Source organism: Streptomyces sp. NPDC021749 (assembly GCF_040640655.1).
GTDB lineage: Bacteria > Actinomycetota > Actinomycetes > Streptomycetales > Streptomycetaceae > Streptomyces.
This window is the reverse complement of sequence record NZ_JBFACE010000021.1, coordinates 87101-107228: the sequence shown is the minus strand read 5'-3', so window position 1 is coordinate 107228 and position 20128 is coordinate 87101. Positions and strand designations below refer to the sequence as shown.

Annotated in this window: 18 protein-coding genes and 1 pseudogene; 9 read left to right on the top strand and 10 right to left on the bottom strand. The window is 72.5% G+C overall.

The genetic code is table 11. The annotated features are described in order from the left end of the window. Positions 1–31 precede the first annotated feature (31 nt). Entirely contained in the window at positions 32–1654 is a 1623-nt protein-coding gene (locus AB0G35_RS21680; protein WP_360951702.1) for an alpha-amylase family glycosyl hydrolase, read from the bottom strand. 250 nt (positions 1655–1904) lie between these two features. Here AB0G35_RS21680 and AB0G35_RS21675 point away from each other — a divergent pair, with 250 nt between their 5' ends. The 5 genes from AB0G35_RS21675 to AB0G35_RS21655 are packed head-to-tail and all read left to right on the top strand — an operon-like array spanning position 1905 to position 7653. Then, complete coding sequence (locus tag AB0G35_RS21675; RefSeq protein ID WP_360951699.1) at positions 1905–3182, top strand: extracellular solute-binding protein; 1278 nt, start codon at positions 1905–1907, stop codon at positions 3180–3182. Next, a complete protein-coding gene (locus AB0G35_RS21670) occupies positions 3179–4114 on the top strand; it encodes a sugar ABC transporter permease (protein WP_360951696.1) in 936 nt (311 codons plus the stop codon). The genes AB0G35_RS21675 and AB0G35_RS21670 overlap by 4 nt, the downstream gene beginning before the upstream one ends. A gap of 8 nt (positions 4115–4122) precedes the next feature. Continuing rightward, positions 4123–4959 carry a carbohydrate ABC transporter permease gene (locus tag AB0G35_RS21665; RefSeq protein WP_360951774.1) on the top strand — a complete coding sequence of 279 codons (837 nt, stop codon included), beginning with the start codon at positions 4123–4125 and terminating at the stop codon, positions 4957–4959. A gap of 1 nt (position 4960) precedes the next feature. Beyond that, positions 4961–6595, top strand: a complete 1635-nt coding sequence (locus AB0G35_RS21660) for a glycoside hydrolase family 13 protein (protein ID WP_360951693.1) — start codon at positions 4961–4963, stop codon at positions 6593–6595. Then, positions 6583–7653 carry a LacI family DNA-binding transcriptional regulator gene (locus tag AB0G35_RS21655; protein WP_360951690.1) on the top strand — a complete coding sequence of 357 codons (1071 nt, stop codon included), beginning with the start codon at positions 6583–6585 and terminating at the stop codon, positions 7651–7653. The genes AB0G35_RS21660 and AB0G35_RS21655 overlap by 13 nt, the downstream gene beginning before the upstream one ends. A gap of 9 nt (positions 7654–7662) precedes the next feature. On the opposite strand, the gene AB0G35_RS21650 is transcribed toward AB0G35_RS21655, so the two are convergent. Beyond that, positions 7663–7914 carry a DUF397 domain-containing protein gene (locus AB0G35_RS21650; RefSeq protein ID WP_360951688.1) on the bottom strand — a complete coding sequence of 84 codons (252 nt, stop codon included), beginning with the start codon at positions 7912–7914 and terminating at the stop codon, positions 7663–7665. Next, a pseudogene (locus AB0G35_RS21645) lies at positions 7911–8162 on the bottom strand (Scr1 family TA system antitoxin-like transcriptional regulator); the annotation flags it as partial. The gene AB0G35_RS21650 and the pseudogene AB0G35_RS21645, both read right to left, overlap by 4 nt. A 241-nt stretch (positions 8163–8403) precedes the next feature. On the opposite strand from AB0G35_RS21645, the gene AB0G35_RS21640 reads away from it, so the two are divergent. Next, complete coding sequence (locus AB0G35_RS21640; protein WP_360951685.1) at positions 8404–8856, top strand: ATP-binding protein; 453 nt, start codon at positions 8404–8406, stop codon at positions 8854–8856. A gap of 39 nt (positions 8857–8895) precedes the next feature. On the opposite strand, the gene AB0G35_RS21635 is transcribed toward AB0G35_RS21640, so the two are convergent. Then, complete coding sequence (locus AB0G35_RS21635) at positions 8896–9765, bottom strand: methyltransferase domain-containing protein (RefSeq protein WP_360951682.1); 870 nt, start codon at positions 9763–9765, stop codon at positions 8896–8898. A 238-nt stretch (positions 9766–10003) separates the two neighbouring features. On the opposite strand from AB0G35_RS21635, the gene pulA reads away from it, so the two are divergent. Next, positions 10004–12673 carry a pullulanase-type alpha-1,6-glucosidase gene (gene pulA, locus AB0G35_RS21630; RefSeq protein WP_360951679.1) on the top strand — a complete coding sequence of 890 codons (2670 nt, stop codon included), beginning with the start codon at positions 10004–10006 and terminating at the stop codon, positions 12671–12673. 62 nt (positions 12674–12735) lie between these two features. Here pulA and AB0G35_RS21625 read toward each other — a convergent pair whose 3' ends face one another. Next, entirely contained in the window at positions 12736–13251 is a 516-nt protein-coding gene (locus AB0G35_RS21625) for a GNAT family N-acetyltransferase (protein WP_360951676.1), read from the bottom strand. Between the two features lie 151 nt (positions 13252–13402). On the opposite strand from AB0G35_RS21625, the gene AB0G35_RS21620 reads away from it, so the two are divergent. Beyond that, the gene (locus tag AB0G35_RS21620; RefSeq protein ID WP_360951673.1) at positions 13403–14230 is read left to right on the top strand and encodes a hypothetical protein; all 828 of its coding nucleotides are present in this window, start codon (positions 13403–13405) and stop codon (positions 14228–14230) included. Beyond that, positions 14227–14898 (top strand): class F sortase, encoded by a 672-nt coding sequence (locus AB0G35_RS21615; RefSeq protein WP_360951670.1) that lies wholly within the window; start codon positions 14227–14229, stop codon positions 14896–14898. Before AB0G35_RS21620 ends, AB0G35_RS21615 begins: the two co-directional genes overlap by 4 nt. 69 nt (positions 14899–14967) lie before the next feature. Here AB0G35_RS21615 and AB0G35_RS21610 read toward each other — a convergent pair whose 3' ends face one another. From AB0G35_RS21610 to AB0G35_RS21590, 5 genes are all read right to left on the bottom strand, one after another. After that, positions 14968–15663, bottom strand: coding sequence for a TetR/AcrR family transcriptional regulator (locus AB0G35_RS21610; RefSeq protein ID WP_360951666.1), 696 nt, complete (start codon positions 15661–15663; stop codon positions 14968–14970). Between the two features lie 36 nt (positions 15664–15699). After that, entirely contained in the window at positions 15700–16797 is a 1098-nt protein-coding gene (locus AB0G35_RS21605) for a PDR/VanB family oxidoreductase (RefSeq protein ID WP_360951663.1), read from the bottom strand. 1 nt (position 16798) lies between these two features. Next, the gene (locus AB0G35_RS21600; protein ID WP_360951660.1) at positions 16799–17713 is read right to left on the bottom strand and encodes a metal-dependent hydrolase; all 915 of its coding nucleotides are present in this window, start codon (positions 17711–17713) and stop codon (positions 16799–16801) included. A 70-nt stretch (positions 17714–17783) separates the two neighbouring features. Then, positions 17784–19757, bottom strand: coding sequence for a hypothetical protein (locus AB0G35_RS21595; protein ID WP_360951658.1), 1974 nt, complete (start codon positions 19755–19757; stop codon positions 17784–17786). Between the two features lie 109 nt (positions 19758–19866). Continuing rightward, positions 19867–20097: a DUF397 domain-containing protein gene (locus AB0G35_RS21590; RefSeq protein ID WP_030414810.1), complete on the bottom strand. Its 231-nt coding sequence runs from the start codon at positions 20095–20097 to the stop codon at positions 19867–19869. Positions 20098–20128: the final 31 nt, after the last annotated feature.

Here is a 20128-nt window from a genome sequence, read left to right as displayed (position 1 = left end):
CGGCTGTCGGATTGCCCACCGGGTGCAGCTGTCACCGGGTCGCCCACCAGGTGCAGCTGTCACCGGGCAGTGCGGCCGTCGTGCCGTTGACGGCCACCGGGGCGCTGGACAGCAGCGGGTCGCCCGGCAGCGGGACCTCGACCTCGTGACCGAGGGTGTTCACGGTGCACAGCACACCGGGGCGGGCGATCGCGAGCACCCCGTCGGGGGCGGGCTGCCAGCGCATCTCCCCGTCGCCCAGTCCGGGCAGCTCCCGCCGCAGGGAGAGCGCGGTGCGGTAGAGCTCCAGGGTGGAGGACGGGTCGCCGGTCTGGGCGGCGACGGTCAGGGCGGGCCAGTCGGCGGGCTGCGGCAGCCAGCTGCCGCCCGGCCCGAAGCCGTACGGCGGGGCCTCGCCGGACCAGGGGAGCGGGACCCGGCAGCCGTCCCGGAAGCCGTCCTGGCCGCTGGTCCCGGAGGCGTGGCCGCGGAAGAACGCCGGGTCCTGCCGTGCCTCGTCGGGCAGGTCGGTGACCTCGGGAAGGCCCAGTTCCTCGCCCTGGTAGAGGTACGCGGAGCCGGGCAGGGCCAGCATCAGCAGGGTGGCGGCGCGGGCACGGGCGAGGCCGCCGCCGAGGCGGGTGGTGTGCCGTACCACGTCGTGGTTGGAGAGCACCCAGGTCGTGGGGGCGCCGACCGACGTGGTGGCGGCGAGCGAGGCGTCGATGACCCGGCGCAGCGCGTCGGCCCGCCAAGGGGTGTTCAGGAACTGGAAGTTGAACGCCTGGTGCAGTTCGTCGGGGCGGACGTAGAGGGCCAGCCGTTCGGGGGTGGGGGCCCAGGCCTCGGCGACGCCGATCACCTGCTTGCCGTGGTCCTCGCCGTATCGGTCCAGCAGCCGGCGCCAGGCGCGGTGGATGGTGTGCACGCCGTCCTGGTCGAAGAACGGCAGGACCTGGTTGCCGATCAGCTTGGCCTGCTGGCCGTGGCCGATGTCGGGCAGGCCGGGCGCCTTGACCATGCCGTGCGCGACGTCGACCCGGAAGCCGTCCACGCCGAGGTCGAGCCAGAAGCGCAGGATGGCCTCGAATTCGGCGTGCACGTCCGGGTTGTCCCAGTCCAGATCGGGCTGTTCCGGGGCGAAGAGGTGCAGATACCAGTCGCCGCGTCCGGTACGGGTCCAGGCCGGGCCGCCGAAGACCGACTCCCAGTCGTTGGGCGGGAGTTCGCCGTGCTTGCCGCGGCCGGGGCGGAAGAGGTACCGCTGCCGGGCGAGCTCGGGGTCCCGGAACCACGGGTGCCGGTCGGAGGTGTGGTTGGGGACGATGTCGACGATCACCCGCAGGCCCAGGTCGTGGGCGGTGCGGATCAGGTCGTCGGCGTCCTGGAGGCTGCCGAAGAGCGGGTCGACGGCGCGGTAGTCGGCGACGTCGTAGCCCCCGTCGGCCTGGGGCGAGGCGTAGAACGGCGTGAGCCAGACGGCGTCCACGCCGAGGTCCTTGAGGTACGGCAGCCGCGCGCGGGCCCCGCGCAGGTCGCCGATGCCGTCGCCGTCGCTGTCGGCGAAGGAGCGTACGTAGATCTGGTAGATGACGGCGTCGCGCCACCAGGCCGGACCTCGGCCCGGTCCGGGCGCCTGGGGGGCGGGGCTGGGGGAAGTGAGCTCCTGGGTCATCTGCCGTCCCTGTCGAGGTCAAGAGTCATGAGAGGCGGGGCCGCGAGGCATGGGGTGTGCCTTCACGGAGTCAACGCTCGGGCGGTCGCCGGGTGACGATGCCGAAGGCCTCTCCAGGGTCCCTTTCCGGACATCCCGTTGCAATACCTTCCAGAGGTCTTGCAGCAATTTGCCGCAAGGTCTTTCGGTTTGTTTGCAGCGCTGTTACGTTCCTGACCGCCATCTGAGGCATTTCCCCTAAGGAGTTCACATGCGGCGTGGCATACGGGGCGCGGTCGCCACCGCGCTGGTAGCGGGTCTGGCACTGGCGGCGACGGCGTGCGGTGGGGGTGACGAGGGAGGAAACACGGACAGCGGTGGCGAACTGTCGGGAACCGTCACCTTCTGGGACACCTCCAACGACGCCGAGAAGGCGACCTACCGCAAGCTTGCCGAAGGTTTCCAGAAGGAACACCCCAAGGTCCACGTCAACTATGTGAACGTCCCCTTCGGCGATGCCAACGCCAAGTTCAAGAACGCCGCCGGCGGCAACTCCGGCGCCCCCGACGTGATGCGCACCGAGGTCGCCTGGACCGCCGACTTCGCCAACCTCGGCTACCTCGCCCCCCTCGACGGCACCCCCGCCCTCGACAAGACCGACGACTACCTCCCGCAGGCCGTCGGCTCCACCAAGTTCAAGGGCAAGACCTACGCCGCACCCCAGGTCATCGACACCCTGGGCCTCTTCTACAACAAGAAGCTCCTCAAGGACGCCGGCGTCGAGGTCCCCAAGTCCTTCGCCGACCTTGCCACCGCCGCCAAGAAGATCAAGGCCAAGACCGGCGCCACCGCCCTCTACCTCCGCGGTGACGACCCCTACTGGTTCCTGCCCTACCTCTACGGCGAGGGCGGCAACATGGTCGACGCCCGCGACAAGATCGTCCAGATCGACGACGGCGCCGGCGTCAAGGCCTTCAAGACCATCAAGGACCTGGTCGACTCCAAGGCCGCCATCACCGACGCCACCGACGGCCAGGAGAACCAGCTCAAGGCTCTCAAGGACGGCAGCGTCGCGATGGCGATCGACGGCCCCTGGGACATCGAGGGCGCCCGCGCCGGCAAGGCCTTCAAGGACAAGAAGAACCTCGGCGTCGCCCCCGTCCCGGCCGGCAGCACCGCCCAGGGCTCCCCGCAGGGCGGCTGGAACCTCTCCGTCTACGCCGGCAGCAAGAACCTCCGGGCCGCCTACGCCTTCGTCAAGTACATGAGCTCCGCCAAGGTCCAGCAGCAGACCACCGAGAAGCTCAGCCTGCTGCCCACCCGCAAGTCCGTATACGACGTCCCGGCCGTCAAGAAGAACGAGATGGTCACGTTCTTCAAGCCCGCCGTCGACGGCGCCGTCCAGCGCCCCTGGATCGCCGAGGGCAACTCCCTCTTCGAGCCGATCAAGGTCCAGATGAACAAGGTGCTCACCGGCGCCGCCACGCCCGAGCAGGCCGCCAAGGCGACCGGCGACGCCTACCGGAAGCTGCTCAAGGACTACAAGTGACCGTTGCTGTACGGGTGCGCCGGGCCTTCGGCACCCACTGGTACGCATGGACGATGGTCGCCCCGGTGGTGCTCGTCATCGGGGTGATCATCGGCTACCCGCTGGCCCGCGGCGTCTTCCTCTCGCTCACCGACGCCAACGAGGCCAACGTCGAGCGCAACATCGGCGTCAACCACATCCCCGCCACCTACAAGTTCACCGGCCTGGACAACTACAAGGCGGTGCTCTCCGACGGCGTCTTCTGGGACCGCCTCGGCTGGACCGTCGTGTGGACCGTCGCCTGCGTCGGCCTCACCTTCCTGCTCGGCCTGACGCTGGCGACCATGCTCAACCGGAAGCTGCGCGGCCGGACCTTCTACCGCCTCGCGCTGATCCTGCCCTGGGCCATCCCCGCGTTCATCTCCGTCTTCACCTGGCGGATGCTCTACAACGAGAAGAGCGGCATCCTCAACAAGCTGCTGGCCGGCGGCGGCATCGACGCCGTGCCCTGGCTCAACGACCCCACCTGGGCCAAGATCTCGGTCGTCGCCGTCAACGTCTGGCTCGGCGTGCCCTTCATGCTCGTCGCGCTGCTCGGCGGCCTGACCTCCATCCCCGCCGAGCTGTACGAGGCCGCGGAGATGGACGGCGCCAACGCCTGGCAGCGGTTCCGGCACATCACCGTGCCCGGACTGCGCGCCGTCAGCAGCACCGTGATCCTGCTCTCCACCATCTGGACCTTCAACATGTTCCCGGTGATCTTCCTGCTGACCCGGGGCGGCCCCGGCGACGCCACCGAGATCCTGGTGACCTACGCCTACCGGCTCTCCTTCGTCGACAGCCCGCGCAACTTCTCCGAGTCCGCGGCCTGGGGCGTCCTGATCCTGATCCTGCTCTCCGCCGTCGCGGTCGTCTACCGCCGGGCGCTGCGCAAGCAGGGAGAGGTGTGGTGACCACCGCCATGACCCGCAAACGCAACGAGCGTTCCCGCCCGGCGTCCGTCGGACTGCACCTCGGTCTGGCCCTCGCCGCCGTGATCGCCGTCTTCCCGCCCCTCTGGCTGCTGGTGACGTCCTTCAAACCGAAGAACGACGCCTTCTCCACCAGCCTCGTCAGCCACTTCACCCTCGGCAACTACACCCACGTACTGGCCGACACCGAGTTCCTGACCTGGTTCCAGAACTCCGTGGTGATCGTCGGGCTGACCACCGTCCTCGGTGTCTTCATCGCCGCCACCACCGGCTACGCCGTCAGCCGCTTCCGCTTCCCCGGCATGCGCCCGCTGATGTGGCTGCTGCTGATCACCCAGATGTTCCCGGTCGCGGTGCTCATCGTGCCGCTCTACAACCTCATGGCGACCCTGGGCCTGCTGAACCAGCCCGCGGGCCTGGTCATCACCTACCTCACCATCGCCGTCCCGTTCTGCGCCTGGATGATGAAGGGCTACTTCGACACCATCCCGGTCGAGATCGACGAGTCCGGCCGGGTCGACGGCCTCAACCCGTTCGGCACCTTCTGGCGGCTCGTCCTGCCGCTGGCCCGCCCCGGCCTCGCCGTCACCGGCTTCTACACCTTCGTCACCGCCTGGGCCGAGGTCGCCTACGCCTCCGCCTTCATGACCGGCGAGGAGAACCTCACCCTCGTCGGCGGGCTGCAGACCTTCGTCAACCAGTACACCAACGACTGGGGTTCGATGACCGCCGCCGCCGTGATCATCGCGGTCCCGGCCGCACTCGTCTTCGCCTTCGCCCAACGCCACCTCGTCGCCGGCCTCACGGCCGGGACCACCAAGGGATGAGATGACCCTCCAGCACAACGCCACCCCTGAGCAGGCCACCTCTGAGCAGGCCACCTCTGAGCAGGCCACCCCTGCCACCGACTGGTGGCGGGACGCGGTGATCTACCAGGTCTACCCGCGCAGTTTCGCCGACGGCAACGGTGACGGCATGGGTGACCTGGCGGGCATCCGCGGTCGTCTGCCGTATCTGCGGGAGCTGGGCGTGGACGCCGTCTGGCTCAGCCCGTTCTACGCCTCGCCGCAGGCCGACGCCGGGTACGACGTCGCCGACTACCGCGCCATCGACCCGATGTTCGGCACCCTCGCCGACGCCGAGGCGGTCATCCGCGACGCCCATGACCTGGGCCTGCGCATCATCGTCGACATCGTCCCCAACCACTGCTCCGACCAGCACGTGTGGTTCCGCCGCGCGCTGGCCGAGGGCCCCGGCTCCACGGCCCGGGAACGCTTCCACTTCCGCAAGGGCCGCGGCGAGAACGGCGAACTCCCGCCCAACGACTGGGAGTCGCTCTTCGGCGGCCCCGCCTGGACCCGGGTCCCCGACGGCGAGTGGTACCTCCACCTCTTCGCCCCCGAACAGCCCGACTTCAACTGGGACCACCCCGCCGTCCAGGACGAGTTCCGCTCCATCCTGCGCTTCTGGCTGGACCTCGGGGTGGACGGCTTCCGGGTGGACGTCGCCCACGGCCTGGTCAAGGCCCCGGGACTGCCCGACATGGGGCACGCCGAGCAGCTCACCCTCCTCGGCAACCAGGCCCTGCCCTTCTTCGACCAGGACGGTGTGCACGCCGTCTACCGCTCCTGGCGCACCGTCCTCGACGAGTACCCGGGCGAGCGGATCGCGGTCGCCGAGGCGTGGACGCCCACCGCCGAACGCACCGCGCTGTACCTCCGCCCCGACGAGCTCCACCAGGCGTTCAACTTCCACTACCTGAACACCGGTTGGGACGCGGCGGCGCTGCGCGAGGCGATCGACTCCTCGCTGGACGCGATGCGCCCGGTCGGCGCCCCCACGACCTGGGTGCTGTCCAACCACGACGTGGTGCGCCACCGCACCCGGCTCGGCGGCGGCCCGGACCGGGCCCGCGCCGCCAGCCTGCTGATGCTGGCGCTGCCCGGCTCCGCGTACGTCTACCAGGGCGAGGAACTGGGCCTGCCCGAGGTCACCGACCTGCCCGACGAGGTCCGCCAGGACCCGTCCTTCTTCCGCAACAGCGGCCAGGACGGGCTGCGCGACGGCTGCCGGGTGCCGCTGCCGTGGAGCGGCGACGCGCCCCCGTACGGCTTCGGGACCGGCGGCAGCTGGCTGCCGCAGCCCGCCGACTGGGCCCCGCTCACCGTCGAGGCGCAGACCGGCGACCCGTCCTCCACCCTGGAGCTCTACCGCACCGCGCTCTCCCTGCGGCGCAGCCACCCCGGCCTCGGCGCCGGAGAGGCCGTCGAATGGCTCGACGCCCCCGCCGGCGTGCTGGCCTTCCGCCGCCCCGGCGGCCTGGTCTGCACGGCCAACACCACGGAGGAACCGGTCCGCATCTCCGTGCCCGGCCGTGTGCTGCTCGCCTCCGGCCCGCTCGACGCGTCCGGCCCGGACGAGGTCGAACTACCCGCCGACACCACCGTCTGGTGGGAGGAGTGACCCTGCCCGGTCTTCCGCGGCACCACCCGCCCCGGCTGTCGGACGTCGCCACGCAGGCGGGCGTCAGCGAGGCGACCGTGAGCCGGGTCCTGAACGGCCGGGCGGGCGTGGCGGCGGGCACCCGGCAGCGGGTGCTCGCCGCGCTGGACGTACTCGGCCACGAGCGGCCGGTCCGCTTACGGCGCCGCAGCGCGGGCCTGGTCGGGCTGGTCATCCCCGAGCTGACCAACCCGATCTTCCCGGCGTTCGCGCAGATCATCGAGCAAGCGCTGGCCGGCCACGGCTACACCCCGGTCCTGTGCACCCAGATGCCGGGCGGCGCCACCGAGGACGAACTCGTCGAGCAGCTGGAGGAACGCGGCGTCACCGGCATCGTGTTCCTCTCCGGCCTGCACGCCGACACCCGCGCGGATCCGTCGCGCTACGCCCGCCTGACCGCCCGCGGCGTGCCGTACGTCCTGATCAACGGGTACCACCCGGGGATCGACGCGCCGTTCGTCTCGCCCGACGACGGCGCGGCGGCCCGGATGGCGGTGCGCCACCTGGCCGAGCTGGGGCACGAACGGATCGGCCTCGCCGTCGGCCCGGTCCGCTACGTCCCGTCCCGCCGCAAGGCCGAGGGCTTCGTGGCGGCGCTGGGGGAGTCGTTCGGCCTGTCGAGGGGGCAGGCCGAACGGCGCGTCCAGCACACCCTGTTCAGCGTCGAGGGCGGCGACGCAGCGGCCGCCGCCCTGCTCGACCAGGGCTGCACCGGCATCGTCTGCGGCAGCGACCTGATGGCGCTGGGGGCCGTCCGCGCGGCCCGCCGCCGCGGCCTGGACGTGCCCGGCGACCTCTCCGTCGTCGGCTTCGACGACTCCCAGCTGATCGCCTTCACCGACCCGCCGCTGACCACCGTCCGCCAGCCCGTGCACGCGATGGCGACCGCGGCCGTCGGCGCCCTGATCGAGGAGATCCACGACCGCGACCGCGGCGAGCGGGACCCCGTCCGCCGCACCGAGTTCGTCTTCCAGCCGGAACTGGTCGTACGGGGGTCGACGGGGCCGGTGCCGGGCTGATGTCCGCGGTCAGGCCTCCTGGGCGGCGTACGCCACGAACGCCGCCCAGGCGCGGGCCGGGACGCTGAGCTGCGGGCCGCTCTTGTCCTTGGAGTCGCGGATGTGGACGGTGGTGGGGCAGGCGGCGATTTCTATGCAGTCGCCGGAATCGTCGCCGCTGTAGCTGGACTTGCGCCAGGAGAGGGCGACTTCTACGCAGTCGTCGCCGTCGCCGCTGCTGTAACTGCTTTTGAACCAGGCCAGTTCGGTGGCGGTCGTCATGGCGCTCCTCGCATCCTCGTCAGCAGACCCCGGGTGTCTTCGGGGGTGAGAGCCTGCGAAAGCAGTTTCGCATAGCGCATGTAGAGCGTGCTGATCGTCTGCGGGTCGGTGATGAACTGGCTGCTTTCCTGCCCCTCGCAGTAGCCGAACCACTGGTTGTCCGGGGTCTCCAGCAATCGCATCGGTCCGTCCAGCCCTGGATGCACGCCCCGGTGTAGCGGCATCACCTGTACTTCTACGTTGCGGAGCGTCATGCACTCCACGGCGCCGAAGGTCCGCAGGCTGCCGGACGGCTCGGGCTTGGCGCTGTCGTAGGTGTCGGTGCTGCTGTCTTCCATTCCGGGTACTCCCGATCACTGGTACTGACCCCACAAGTCACCCATAGTGACGAGCTGTTACCCGACCCGTCCACGTACTCAGCTCGTACACGTCCCGAAGTACGAGCTGAGTCCCTGGTGTACGAACCCGCCGACCAGCACCGTTGGCGTCATGTCAGCCCAACCCACCGTCGCCGTAGGTATGTTCACCCAGCGCTTCAGCGCCACCCGCCGCGGGGCCCGCCTCGCCCGGTACCTCGCCGTCCAGCAGCTCGACGTCTGGGGCTTTCCCTACGGGAGCGAGGTCTCCGGCTCCGTCGCGCTGATCGTCGGGGAGCTCGCCGCCAACGCCGTGACTCACGGCCGGGTGCCTGGCCGGGACTTCGAATTGCGCCTGCTGAAATTGCCCGGGTCGGCCCGGCCGGGCACCCTCCGTATCGAGGTCGCCGACATCCGTACGGAGTGGCGCCCACCGGCCCCCGGCACCCTCGTGCCGCCGGGGCCCGATTCCGAGAGTGGCTGGGGGCTGATTCTCGTCACCGCGCTCGCCACCTGCTGGACCGTCCTCGACCGGCCCGCGGTCGGCAAGATCGTCCGGGCGGATCTGGACCTGCCGGGCAGGTGAGGAGGCCCGCAGGGGGCGAGCGGGGCCGCTCCGGCGGCCTCAGACGACGGCGGGGCGTCGGGCGTGGAAGAGGCCCCAGCGCAGCCGGCCGCGGCGGGTGACGTCCGTCCAGAGGGCGAGGTTGGCCAGCAGGTCGTCGACGTAGGCCGGGCTGATGCGGTCCCGCAGTTCGGCCGCGCGCCGGTGGACGTCCTCGTCGAGGCGGGCGTAGTGGGTGGCGAGGTCCGGGGTGCGGTCCTCGAAGTCGGCGCCCTTGAGGCCGAGGCGGGAGAGCTGCTCCAGGTAGAAGGCCGGTGTTGCGGGGGTCTGTACGCCGAGCCGTGCGAACGCGGGGCGTACCGCCTCGGCCGGGGGCTCCTCGGCGGCCATGATGTCCGAGAACACCAGGGCGCCGCCCGGTCTCAGTACGCGTACGGCCTCGCTCAGCGCGCCCGCCCGGTCCTCGACATGGCAGAGCACCTCCAGGGACCAGACGACGTCGAACCGTCCGTCCTCGTGGGGCAGGTCGTTGAGGGAGCCGGTGACGACCTCGATCAGATCGTCGAGGCCCCGCCGGGCGTTGGCCGCGCGGTGCCGCCGGTTGTGTGACTCGCTGAGGTCGAGGGCCACGACCCGGCAGCCGAAGCGGGCGGCGAGTGCGCGGGCCGAACCGCCGTATCCGGAGCCGAGGTCGAGCACGGTGGCGTGCGGGCCGAGCAGGTCGGCGACCTTGTCCGCGGTGTGCTCGACGGTGCGGTGCGAGGCCTCCGCGATCGGCTCGTCGCCCTCGGCGTAGATGCCGACGTGGATGTCCTCACCGCCCCAGACGGCGTCGTAGAAGGCGTCGACATCGCCGGTCTCGTAGTAGCGGCGGGTCGCGTCGTCGTGGTCCGGTCTGCCGTCGGTGTGGTGCCCAGGGTCGTCGATCATGCGGGGTGACTTCCCTGCCCGCGGCGCACTGACGCGGTCCGTGCGGCGGTACGGGTGACATTGCGCCACTTCAGCGCCACTTCACCGGGATGGGGGCCGGTCCGGCCGGCCGGGCGCGTAGGGCCCGTTGTGGTGGGCCTCCGGCCGGCCGGACCGGCTGTGCCAGCAACGTAACACCCTTGCAATGTCTTGCGTAAGGTCTTGCAACGCTGGATCGTCGCGGATAGAACCATGAGCCATGTCCTCCACCGCACGGCCCTCCGCCCCACGCCGGCCCGGCCGGCGCCTGGCCGCCGTCCTCGCCGTCGCCCTCGGCGCCACCGGCCTCCTCGCCGCACCGGCCGCGCCGCCGGCCCACGCCGCCCCGTCCGGCCCGCAACCGGCCCTGGCGCAGTGGATCGACCGCGACACGGTGATCTGGAAGGGCGCGGAACGGACCGATGCCCAGCTGGAGTTCGCGACCGGCCGCGCAGCGGCGGCCGATCAGCGCATCCGGCTGACCCCCGGCAGCCTCACCCCCGCCGAACGGGCCGCCTTCCCGCACCTGTCCGGCTATCCGGCCTTCACCGTCGACCCCCGCGACCGCGGCCTCGCCCGTACGGCGCTGCGCGGGCGCCTGGTCGCCACCCAGCGCACCGCGGACGGGCGGCACACCACAACCGGCGTGCAGATACCCGGAGTTCTCGACGACCTCTACGGCACGCACGCCCGGCACGCCGCACTCGGACCGGTCTTCCACCACGGACGCCCCACCCTCTCCGTATGGGCACCCACCGCCCGCACCGTCGCCCTGGAACTCGACGGCCGTACCGTCCCGATGCGGCGCGACGACCGCAGCGGCGTCTGGCGCGTCCAGGGGGAGCGCGACTGGGCCGGAAAGCCCTACCGCTACCTCGTCACCGTCTGGGCGCCCACGGTCGGCCGGACCGTCACCAACAAGGTCACCGACCCCTACTCCACCGCCCTGACCGCCGACTCCGCCCGCAGCCTGGTCGTCGACCTCGACGACCCGCGGCTCGCCCCCAAGGGCTGGGCGGACCTGCGCAAGCCCGCCGCCGTGCCGCTGCGCCGGGCCCGCATCCAGGAACTGCACCTCCGCGACTTCTCCGTCGAGGACCGCACCTCCCGCCACCCCGGCCAGTACCTCGCTTTCACCGACCGCCGCTCCGACGGCATGCGGCACCTGAAATCCCTTGCAGCCGCCGGAACGTCTTACGTCCACTTGCTGCCGGCCTTTGACGGCGCCACCGTCCCCGAGAAGCGTGCCGACCAGGACCGTCCGCGCTGCGACCTCGCCTCCTACGGGCCCGACTCCGAGAGCCAGCAGGAGTGCGTGAACGGGTCCGCCGCCCGCGACGCGTACAACTGGGGCTACGACCCGCTGCACTACACCGTGCCCGAGGGCTCGTACGCCTCCGACCCCGAGGGCCCGGCCCGCACCGTCGAGTTCCGCCGCATGGTGCAGGGCCTCAACGGCATCGGGCTGCGCACCGTCATGGACGTCGTCTACAACCACACCGCCGCCGCCGGCCAGGACCCGCACTCCGTCCTCGACCGCATCGTGCCCGGCTACTACCAGCGGCTGCTCGACGACGGCACGGTCGCCACCTCCACCTGCTGCTCGGGCACCGCACCCGAACACACCATGATGGGCAAGCTCGTCGTGGACTCGGTCGTCACCTGGGCCAGGGAGTACAAGGTCGACGGCTTCCGCTTCGACCTCATGGGACACCACCCCAAGGCCAACATCCTCGCCGTCCGCAAGGCTCTCGACGCGCTCACCCCGGCCCGGGACGGCGTGGACGGCAAGAAGATCATCCTCTACGGCGAGGGGTGGAACTTCGGCGAGGCCGCGAACGACGCCCGCTTCGTCCAGGCCACCCAGGCGAACATGGCCGGCACCGGCATCGCCACCTTCAGCGACCGGGCCCGCGACGCGGTGCGCGGCGGCGGCCCCTTCGACGCCGACCCCCGCGTCCAGGGCTTCGCCTCCGGCCTCTACACCGCCCCCAACTCCTCACCGGCGAACGGCGATCCGGCCGCCCAGCGGGCCCGGCTCCTGCACTACCAGGACCTCCTCAAGGTCGGCCTCACCGGCAACCTCGCCGACTACACCTTCACCGACACCGCCGGCCACCGCGTCAAGGGCTCACAGGTCGATTACAACGGCGCCGCCGCCGGGTACGCCGCCGCCCCCGGCGATGCGCTCGCGTACGCCGATGCGCACGACAACGAAACCCTTTACGACGCCCTCGCCTACAAGCTTCCGCAAGGAACCAGCCCAACTGACCGCGCCCGCCTGCAAGTTCTTGCACTCGCCACCGCGGCCCTTTCGCAAGGCCCCGCGCTCTCCCAGGCCGGCTCGGACCTCCTCCGCTCCAAGTCCCTGGACCGCAACTCCTTCAACAGCGGAGACTGGTTCAACGCCCTCCACTGGAACTGCGCGGACGGCAACGGCTTCGGCCGCGGGCTGCCGCCGGCCGCCGACAACAAGGACAAGTGGCCCTACGCCAAGCCGCTGCTGGCCGACCCGGCCCTCCGCCCCGACTGCGCGACCATCCAGGGCGCCTCGGCCGCCTACCGCGACCTCCTCCGCATCCACGCCACGGAACCGGCCTTCGGCCTGCGCACCGCCGCCGAAGTCCAGTCGCAGCTCTCCTTCCCCCTCTCCGGGAAGGACGAGACCCCCGGCGTGCTCACCATGCGCCTCGGCAACCTGGTGGTCGTCTTCAACGCCACGCCGCAGCAACAGCACCAGACCGTCGCGGCCCTGGCCGGCCACCCCTACGCCCTGCACCCCGTCCAGGCCCACGGCACGGACCTCACCACCGCCACCGCCTCGTACACGGGGGCCACCGGCACCTTCACCGTGCCGCCCTACACGGTCGCGGTCTTCCACCGCAGCTGAGCCCTCGCCGCCGGCCCCCGGGCCGACCGGCTCACCAGCCAGCCGCTCAACCACCCAGCCGCTCAACCACCCAGCCGCTTCTCAAGGAGGGTGACGGCGTACGGACTTCCGCCGCCGCCCTCCTTGCACGGCTGCTCCCCGACGACCGTGTACCCGGCACCCTCGTAATACGACCGCAGCCGCGGATTGGACGCCAGGCAGTCCAGCCGCGCCCAGGTCCGGCCGGCCTCGGCGATCCGCCGCTCCGCATGCGCCAGCATCGCCCGCCCGGTCCCCGCCGGCGCCCGCTCCCGGTCCACCATCAGCCGGTGCACATACCCCGCCTCCGGCGGCTGCGGCCCCCACGCGGGCTCGTCCGTCCACCACAGCTCATAGCCGCCCGCTATGTGCCCGCCGGCCTCCGCGAGCCAGACCTCGCCCTCCTTGATCCGCAGCCGGAAGTGCTCCTCGCTCTTCCCCCCGGGCTTCCACTGCTCGATGCCGGAGCGCTGCATCCACCGTGCGGCCGCGTCGTACAGAGCGACGAGGACCTTCGGATCGCCGTCGTCCGCGATCCGGAAAGTGATCTTCTCTGCCATGCGCGGAATTGTGCCGTAGCGACAAATTTTCCGCCCGAGCCGCCCTGGGAGGCCTGCGCTGCGAATAAGAGGGTGATACCTCGCCGAGGTGTCGCTTCGCACCTGGATGATGCGGGCCTCCGCCGTGGAGGGCCGTCGGAAAGGAACGAACGTGATCCCCACGCGCACCAGCCGCCTCGCCGCACTGGCCGCTCTGCCGGCCGCCCTGGCCCTCACGGTCGCGGCCGCCTCCCCTGCCGCCGCCGACGGGGCCTACCAGATCAACCTGGCACAGCTGAACAACTCCGGTGCCAAGGGCGTCGCGATGCTCAGCCTCAAGGGCAACCAGCTCACCGTGAAGATCGAGTCCGAGGGGCTCGTCCCGGGGCAGCCCCACGCCCAGCACCTCCACGGCTCCACCGACGGGCACGACTTCCACTGCCCGGATCCGAGCGCCGACACCAACGGCGACGGCGTCATCAACAACACCGAGGCCACGGTCCAGTACGGCGACATCAACATCTCGCTGACCACCCAGGGCTCCACCGACGCCAAGAGCGGCCTCGCCGTGGACCGGATGCCGACGGCGGACGCCCAGGGCAAGCTCTCCTACGAGCGCACGCTCACCGTCTCCCAGGACGTGGTCGACCACATCAAGGACCTGCACATCGTCCAGCACGGCATCGACCGCAACGGCAACAACAAGTACGACTTCGACGGCGCGGGCAAGAGCGAACTCGACCCGAAACTCCCCCAGGAGGCCACCGCCCCGACCGACTGCGGTGAGGTCCAGGGCGCCGCCGTCGGGTCCATCCCGGTCGGCGGGGTCGAGACCGGGACCGGGCCCGTGGACCCGCCCGCCGGTACGGACGTTCCGGTCGCGCTGATCGGCGCCGGCGGGACCGCCGCCGCGGCGGCGACCGGCACACTGGTCCTCCTGCGCCGCCGCCGGGCATCCCTCGCCCCGGTACACGGCGAGAACGGCGGGGCCGCCGCATGAGCACCCGTACCAGGGCCGCCGTGACCACCCGGCGCCGGGCCCTCGGCGGTGCGCTCGCCGCGGCGGTGGCGGCCGTACTGCTCGCCGGGTGCGGGGACCAGGCCCCGGCACAACGGTCGCTCCCCGCCGAACCGCAGGGCCAGGGCGGCGGTCACGCCGCCCACGACGAGGCGTCCGCCGGGGCGGACGGACCGGGCGCCGCCGCCGCGAGCATGCCGGCGTCGGACCCGGTGCGGCTCTCCATCCCCGCACTGAACGTGTCGTCCACGCTGGAGACGCTGGGACAGCACCCGGACGGGACGATGGAGACCCCGCGCGATCCGGCCAAGGCGGGCTGGTACCGGCCCGGGCCGACGCCGGGAGCCCGCGGGCCGGCCGTCATCGCCGGCCACGTCACCTGGAACGGCACCCCGTCGGTGTTCCGCAAGCTGTCGTCCATGAAGCGCGGGGACACCATCGACGTCGCCCGGAAGGACGGCAGCACCGCGAAGTTCACGGTCGACCGGGTCGCCCAGTACCCGAAGAACAAGTTCCCCACCGTGGAGGTCTACCAGAACCTCGACCACGCGGGCCTCCGCCTGATCACCTGCGGCGGGGACTACGACCAGGGCAAGCACTACTACCCGGACAACGTGGTGGTGTTCGCCCGCCTCACCGGCAAGGCCTAGACCTCAACCGTGCGGCCGCCCCCGAGCCCCAGGGGGCGGCCGCACCGCCACCGCCCCGGCCGGCGCGTCCTAGACAGGCTGCGGCAGCGCCATCAACCGGCCCACCAGGTCCGCGAACATCCCGTCCGCCGGTTCGTCCGCCAGGATGCCGCGGACGATCCCGGCCATCCGGTCGTCGTACGCCGCGCTCACCGCCGCCAGCGCGGCGAAATCATGGACGAGCTGGCGTTCCAGCTCGGCGCGCGGCACCCGGCGGCCGTCCAGCCAGAGCAGGGCGGTGGTCTCGGCCAGCGAGATCCACGAGCGCACCACCAACTCCAGCCGCGGCGGCGGGTCCGTGAGGGCGAGATGGCCGAGGATCTGCTCGTACGCGGCCTGGCGGACGCCGTCGATCAGGGCGCTGGTACGGGTCGAGCCGATCGCCGGGCCGCCGCGCATCAGCGCGGAGAAGCCGGGGCCGTGCTCGTCGACGAAGTCGAAGAACCGCTCCATGACGCGCAACAGGCGGGCACCGAGCGGCCCTTCGTGCGGTTCCACGAAGCGGGCGGTCAGCTCCTCCGCCGCGCGCCGCAGCGCGGCCTCGTACAGCTGCCGTTTGCCCGGGAAGTAGTGGTAGACCAGCGGCCGCGAGATCCCGGCCGCCTCGGCGATCTCGTCGATCGACACGTCCTCGGGCGCGCGGTGGCTGAACAGGCCGAGGGCGACCGCGATCAGCTGATCGCGCCGCTCCTCGACGCCCATCCTGCGCCGCGCCCCGGTCGTCATGCGGACCACCCTAACGACCCGGGGCGCGGCACGGAATCAAAGATCCAGCACCAGCCGTTCGCCGCCCCGCGCCCGCGAGACGCAGATCAGCAACGAGTCGCCGCGCTCGGCGTCCGTCAGCAGCTCGTCGCGGTGGTCCACCTCGCCGGCCAGCACCCGCTGCTGACAGGTACCGCAGAAGCCCTGCTCACAGGAGTACGGGAGGTCCGGCAGGGCCTGGTCGCGGATCGCCCGCAGGACGCTTTCGCCCGCGGGCACCGTGACCGTACGGCCGGTGCGCCGCAGCTCCACCTCGAACGGCAGCTGCGCGCCGGCCGCCGCGGGAGCCGCCGGCGCGAACCGCTCGGTGTGCAGGGTGAGGCCGTCCGGCCCGTCGGGCAGCAGGGCGGCGACCGCGTCCATCAGGGGCTGCGGGCCACAGCAGTGGACCGCAGCGTGCGGGGGCGCACCGGCGAGCAGCGCGGCCAGGTCGGGGCGGCCGTCCTCGTCCTCGGCGACCACCGTCACCCGGCCCGCACCGGCCCCCGCCAGCTTCTCCACCTCCGCCAGGAACGGCATCGAGGCCCGGGACCGCCCGCCGTACAGCAGCCGCCACGGCACCCCCTCCCGTTCGGCCTGCCGGACCATCGGCAGGATCGGGGTGATGCCGATGCCGCCCGCGATGAAGACATAGGCGTGGCGCTCGGCGAGCGGGAAGCGGTTGCGGGGGCCGCGGACCTCCACCTCCGTGCCCTCGTGCAGCTGCTCGTGGACCTCGCGCGAGCCGCCCCGGCCGTCCTCGATGAGCCGGACGGCGAGGGTGTAGGCATCCGGTGTCGCGGGGTCGCCGCACAGGGAGTACTGGCGGACCGCGCCGGAGGGCAGTACGAGATCCAGGTGCGCGCCCGGTTCCCACGCGGGCAGATCGCTGCCCTCCAGACGGAGGCGGAGCACTCCCTCGGCCTCCGTCGTCCGCTCCACGACCGTCAGCCGTCGTGTGTGGTCGGTGCGTGCACCGGCCCGGCCGCGGCCGGAGACCGGCTCCTCCAGGGCCGGCAGCGGCCACAGCGGCGACGCCTGCACCCGCCGGCGCAGCGCCCGCCGGACGACCAGGGCCGCCGCACCCACCGCGACGACCGTCCGTATGCGCGGCATCTCAGGCACCCCCGGACGTACGGGCCTCGGCCGCGGTGGCCGCGGGGGAACCGGCCAGAAAGGCCGCGGCCTGGGCGGTGCTGCCGTGCTGGGACGGGTGGTAGCCGCGGCTCAAATACTGCGGGATGGAACGGGCCATGGCCCCCGCGGTCGGCAGCACGCCGTCCCGCCCGCCGCGGAAGAACTCCCGGAACGTGGCCCGCCCGTCGGTCAGCGTGGGGTCGTTCTCCATGAAGAAGCGGGTGCCGCGCTGCCACAGGAAGACCAGCGCGCCGAAGGCCGTGGCCCAGGTGCGGACCCGGCGCCGGTAGCCGCCGTCGAGGTGCACGAACAGGTCGAAGGCGACGGACCGGTGCTCGACCTCCTCGGCGCCGTGCCAGCGCAGCAGGTCGAGCATGGTCGGATCGGCGCCCCTGGCGTCCAGCGCCTCGGCGTTGAGTACCCAGTCGCCCAGGAAGGCGGTGTAGTGCTCGATGGCGGCGATCAGGGCCACCCGCTCCAGCAGCCACCACCGGCGGGCCCGGCCCGGTGGCAGAGTGCGGTCCCCGAGCAGCTTCTCGAAGAGCCAGTCCACCTGCGCGGTGTACGGGGTCGGGTCCAGCCCCTGGTCCTTGAGGTGCGGCAGCACCTCGTCGTGCGCCTGGGAGTGCATCGCCTCCTGGCCGATGAACCCCAGGACGTCCGCGCGCAGTCGGGGATCGCGGACGTACGGCAGCGCCTGCTTGTAGACGTGCACGAACCAGCGCTCGCCGGCCGGCAGCAGCAGGTGCAGCACATTGATCGTATGGGCGCTGGCGGGGTCGCCGGGGATCCAGTGCAACGGGGTGCCCGCCCAGTCGAAGGCGACGTTGCGGGCCTTCAGCGGGGTGTGCTCGGACGCGACCGGCTGGGGCCGCAACGAGGCCTTGTTAGACATGACGTCAATGTACTGGCGGGTAAGGAGTTGCCGATACCCCTCGTACGACGAAAATCCAGCGCCCCTACGGTCAGCCCACCGCGTCGGTCTTCCGGCCGTCGGCCAGCCGGCCGGACAGCTCCGCGCTGTCGCCCGCCTTCGCCGGCAGCGTCAGGAACCGGCCGGGAGCCTCGCCGTGCACCGCACCGGACGCGGTGATCGACGTGACCTGGTCGCTGCCGGCCGCCAGCAGCCACCACTGGCCGGCCGGGGCCTTCCACAGCACCCCGGCCAGCGCCCGCGGCGCCCGCGGACCGCAGGCCGTACCGCCCTCCGCCCGGGCGGTCACCGCGCCGGGGGCGTACGGCTTGCCGTTCGGCGGCGGGGTCTGGATCTGGGCCAGCGTCCGGCTGCCCGCACCCCGCCAGGTCTCCGCGCGGGTGCACAGCCAGGCCGCAACGCCCGCGCCGCCCGGCAGCGGCTGCCGGGCGAACTCCCAGGCGTTGACGCTGCGCACGCCCTGACCGCGGACCGCGGCGAGCTGGCAGGCCGTCCGCGCCCACGCCGCCCTGGCCTGCGGGGCGGCCACCTCACCCGGCTTGCGCGGCCTGCCGTACGTCAGCCGCGCCGGGGTCAGCTCGCCGAGGTCCGTCAGGAGGCGGCCGCCGACCCGCAGCGCCGGCCAGCCGGTGCACTTCTGGTCCGCGCCGGGCACCGGAACCGGGCCGGTCAGCCCGTCCGGCCCGACGGGCACCGGCTGGGCGGCCGCGTCCGGCTTGGTCAGATCGACCAGCGTGGCCTTCCCCTTCACCCACGGCGCGGTCAGATAGCGGACGTTGCCCTGGGTGCGGCTCGCCACCACGGCGCTCGCCGTGTCGGCCGCGGCGCCGTCCGTACGGGCGAAGTCCAGCGCCGCGCCGGTGCCCTCGCCCTGGCCCTCGCCGTCCGCCGCCTCGGCGTACCGGACCACCCGCAGACCGTCGTGGAAGAGCACCACCACCGCGTGGTCCACCACACCCGCGAAGAGCAGCTGCGGCGGGCCCGCCGCGGGACCGGTCGGGGTGCCGGGTGTGGCCGACATCTGCACCCCCGAGCCGGGGCGCGCCCACACGGCCAGCGCGCGGCGCAACAGCGCCCTGTCGTGCACGCGGTCCCCGCGGGCCGGCCAGGCCGCGAAGTCCTGGCGGGCCGCGCTCTTCCAGGCCGTGGCCGAGGTGACCGTCAACCTGCCCGGGTCCAGGGCGGCTTCGGACGCGGAGTTCCGGGCGTACGGCGGGGCGGCCGCGCCGTCCGGGCCCCAGCCGTCGCCCGGCAGCCCCAGCAGCGCCCCGCACACCAGGACCGCGGCCCCGGCCGCCAGCACCGCCCGGCCGTTCTGGCGCCGCCGGATCAGATCCGTCGGCCGGGCCTGCAGCGCGCACGGGTCGAACTCCGGCGACTCCAGCAGCGACCGGTCCCGGCTGCCGGCCGGCAGCGCGGTCCGCTCCGCCTCGTCCCACGCCTCCCGTGGCTCGGCCACCCCCGCCGCCTCCAGCACCCGGCGCGCCTCGGGCAGGCTCAGCCGCTCCAGATCGCGCAGTACGAACGCGGCCCGGCCGGGCCCGGACAGCGCCGACAGCGCCTGGTCCAGGGCGAGTTCATCGGCGCCGCCGGAACGGGGGAACAGCCGCAGCCCCCACACCTGGGGGAGGAGCGGCGGCGGGGCCGGCAGCCGGCGGGGCGACCGGGCGGCGGCCAGCGCCGCGCGCAGCACCCGCATCCGGACGAAGGCGTAGCCGGGGTCGATCGCCGCTTCCGCGCCGGCGCGCTGGCCCGGCAGCCCCAGGGCCCGGGTGGAACTGCGCTGACGCGGCAGGGTCCGCTGCACCACGCCGTGGGCGGCCAGCACCCGGCGGCTGCGGCTCCGGCCGGGCGGCAGAACGAGATAGGCCAGCCGGACCAGCCGGGGGTAGTACTCGACCAGCGCCGCCTCGGCCTGCTCGACATCGATGACCTCGTCGATGTCCGCGAGGCTGCCGGAGGGGGTGCGGTCCGGACGCGCGGGGGAGGACTGCTGCTGTTTCACGTTCCGTGAAACGAGTGAATCCTGTGATGGTCACCGGTGCGGGCGGGCGCCCCGACGGGTGACCGGGCCCGGGGGCGGCCGCCGGCCGGCCCCCGGGGACGGGCCGCGCTCAGCGCTCCAGGTCGAACTCGCCGTCCTTCGCGCCCAGCACGAACGCCCGCCACTCCGCCTCGGTGTAGCGCAGCACCACGTCGGGCTCGGTGGAGTTCCGCATGGCCACCGCGCCGCGCTCCAGGAAGGCGATCTCCACCGCTTCCTCGGCGTCACCGGGCGGGCGCTGCCAGACGGCGTCGGAGATGTCGAGGGCGTAGAGCCACTCCTTCTCTGCTGCGGCACTCATACCGGGGTCCCCTCGCTCGTGGTGCGGTTCC

What these genes read in the sequence shown, in the direction of transcription:
- AB0G35_RS21640 (WP_360951685.1), top strand. Translation starts at nt 8,404, where the DNA reads ATGTCAGCCCAACCCACCGTCGCCGTAGGTATGTTCACCCAGCGCTTC.
- AB0G35_RS21625 (WP_360951676.1), bottom strand. Translation starts at nt 13,251, where the DNA reads ATGGCAGAGAAGATCACTTTCCGGATCGCGGACGACGGCGATCCGAAG.
- AB0G35_RS21675 (WP_360951699.1), top strand. Translation starts at nt 1,905, where the DNA reads ATGCGGCGTGGCATACGGGGCGCGGTCGCCACCGCGCTGGTAGCGGGT.
- AB0G35_RS21600 (WP_360951660.1), bottom strand. Translation starts at nt 17,713, where the DNA reads ATGTCTAACAAGGCCTCGTTGCGGCCCCAGCCGGTCGCGTCCGAGCAC.
- AB0G35_RS21605 (WP_360951663.1), bottom strand. Translation starts at nt 16,797, where the DNA reads ATGCCGCGCATACGGACGGTCGTCGCGGTGGGTGCGGCGGCCCTGGTC.
- AB0G35_RS21680 (WP_360951702.1), bottom strand. Translation starts at nt 1,654, where the DNA reads ATGACCCAGGAGCTCACTTCCCCCAGCCCCGCCCCCCAGGCGCCCGGA.
- AB0G35_RS21590 (WP_030414810.1), bottom strand. Translation starts at nt 20,097, where the DNA reads ATGAGTGCCGCAGCAGAGAAGGAGTGGCTCTACGCCCTCGACATCTCC.
- AB0G35_RS21650 (WP_360951688.1), bottom strand. Translation starts at nt 7,914, where the DNA reads ATGACGACCGCCACCGAACTGGCCTGGTTCAAAAGCAGTTACAGCAGC.
- AB0G35_RS21660 (WP_360951693.1), top strand. Translation starts at nt 4,961, where the DNA reads ATGACCCTCCAGCACAACGCCACCCCTGAGCAGGCCACCTCTGAGCAG.
- AB0G35_RS21665 (WP_360951774.1), top strand. Translation starts at nt 4,123, where the DNA reads ATGACCCGCAAACGCAACGAGCGTTCCCGCCCGGCGTCCGTCGGACTG.
- AB0G35_RS21615 (WP_360951670.1), top strand. Translation starts at nt 14,227, where the DNA reads ATGAGCACCCGTACCAGGGCCGCCGTGACCACCCGGCGCCGGGCCCTC.
- AB0G35_RS21610 (WP_360951666.1), bottom strand. Translation starts at nt 15,663, where the DNA reads ATGACGACCGGGGCGCGGCGCAGGATGGGCGTCGAGGAGCGGCGCGAT.
- AB0G35_RS21635 (WP_360951682.1), bottom strand. Translation starts at nt 9,765, where the DNA reads ATGATCGACGACCCTGGGCACCACACCGACGGCAGACCGGACCACGAC.
- pulA (WP_360951679.1), top strand. Translation starts at nt 10,004, where the DNA reads ATGTCCTCCACCGCACGGCCCTCCGCCCCACGCCGGCCCGGCCGGCGC.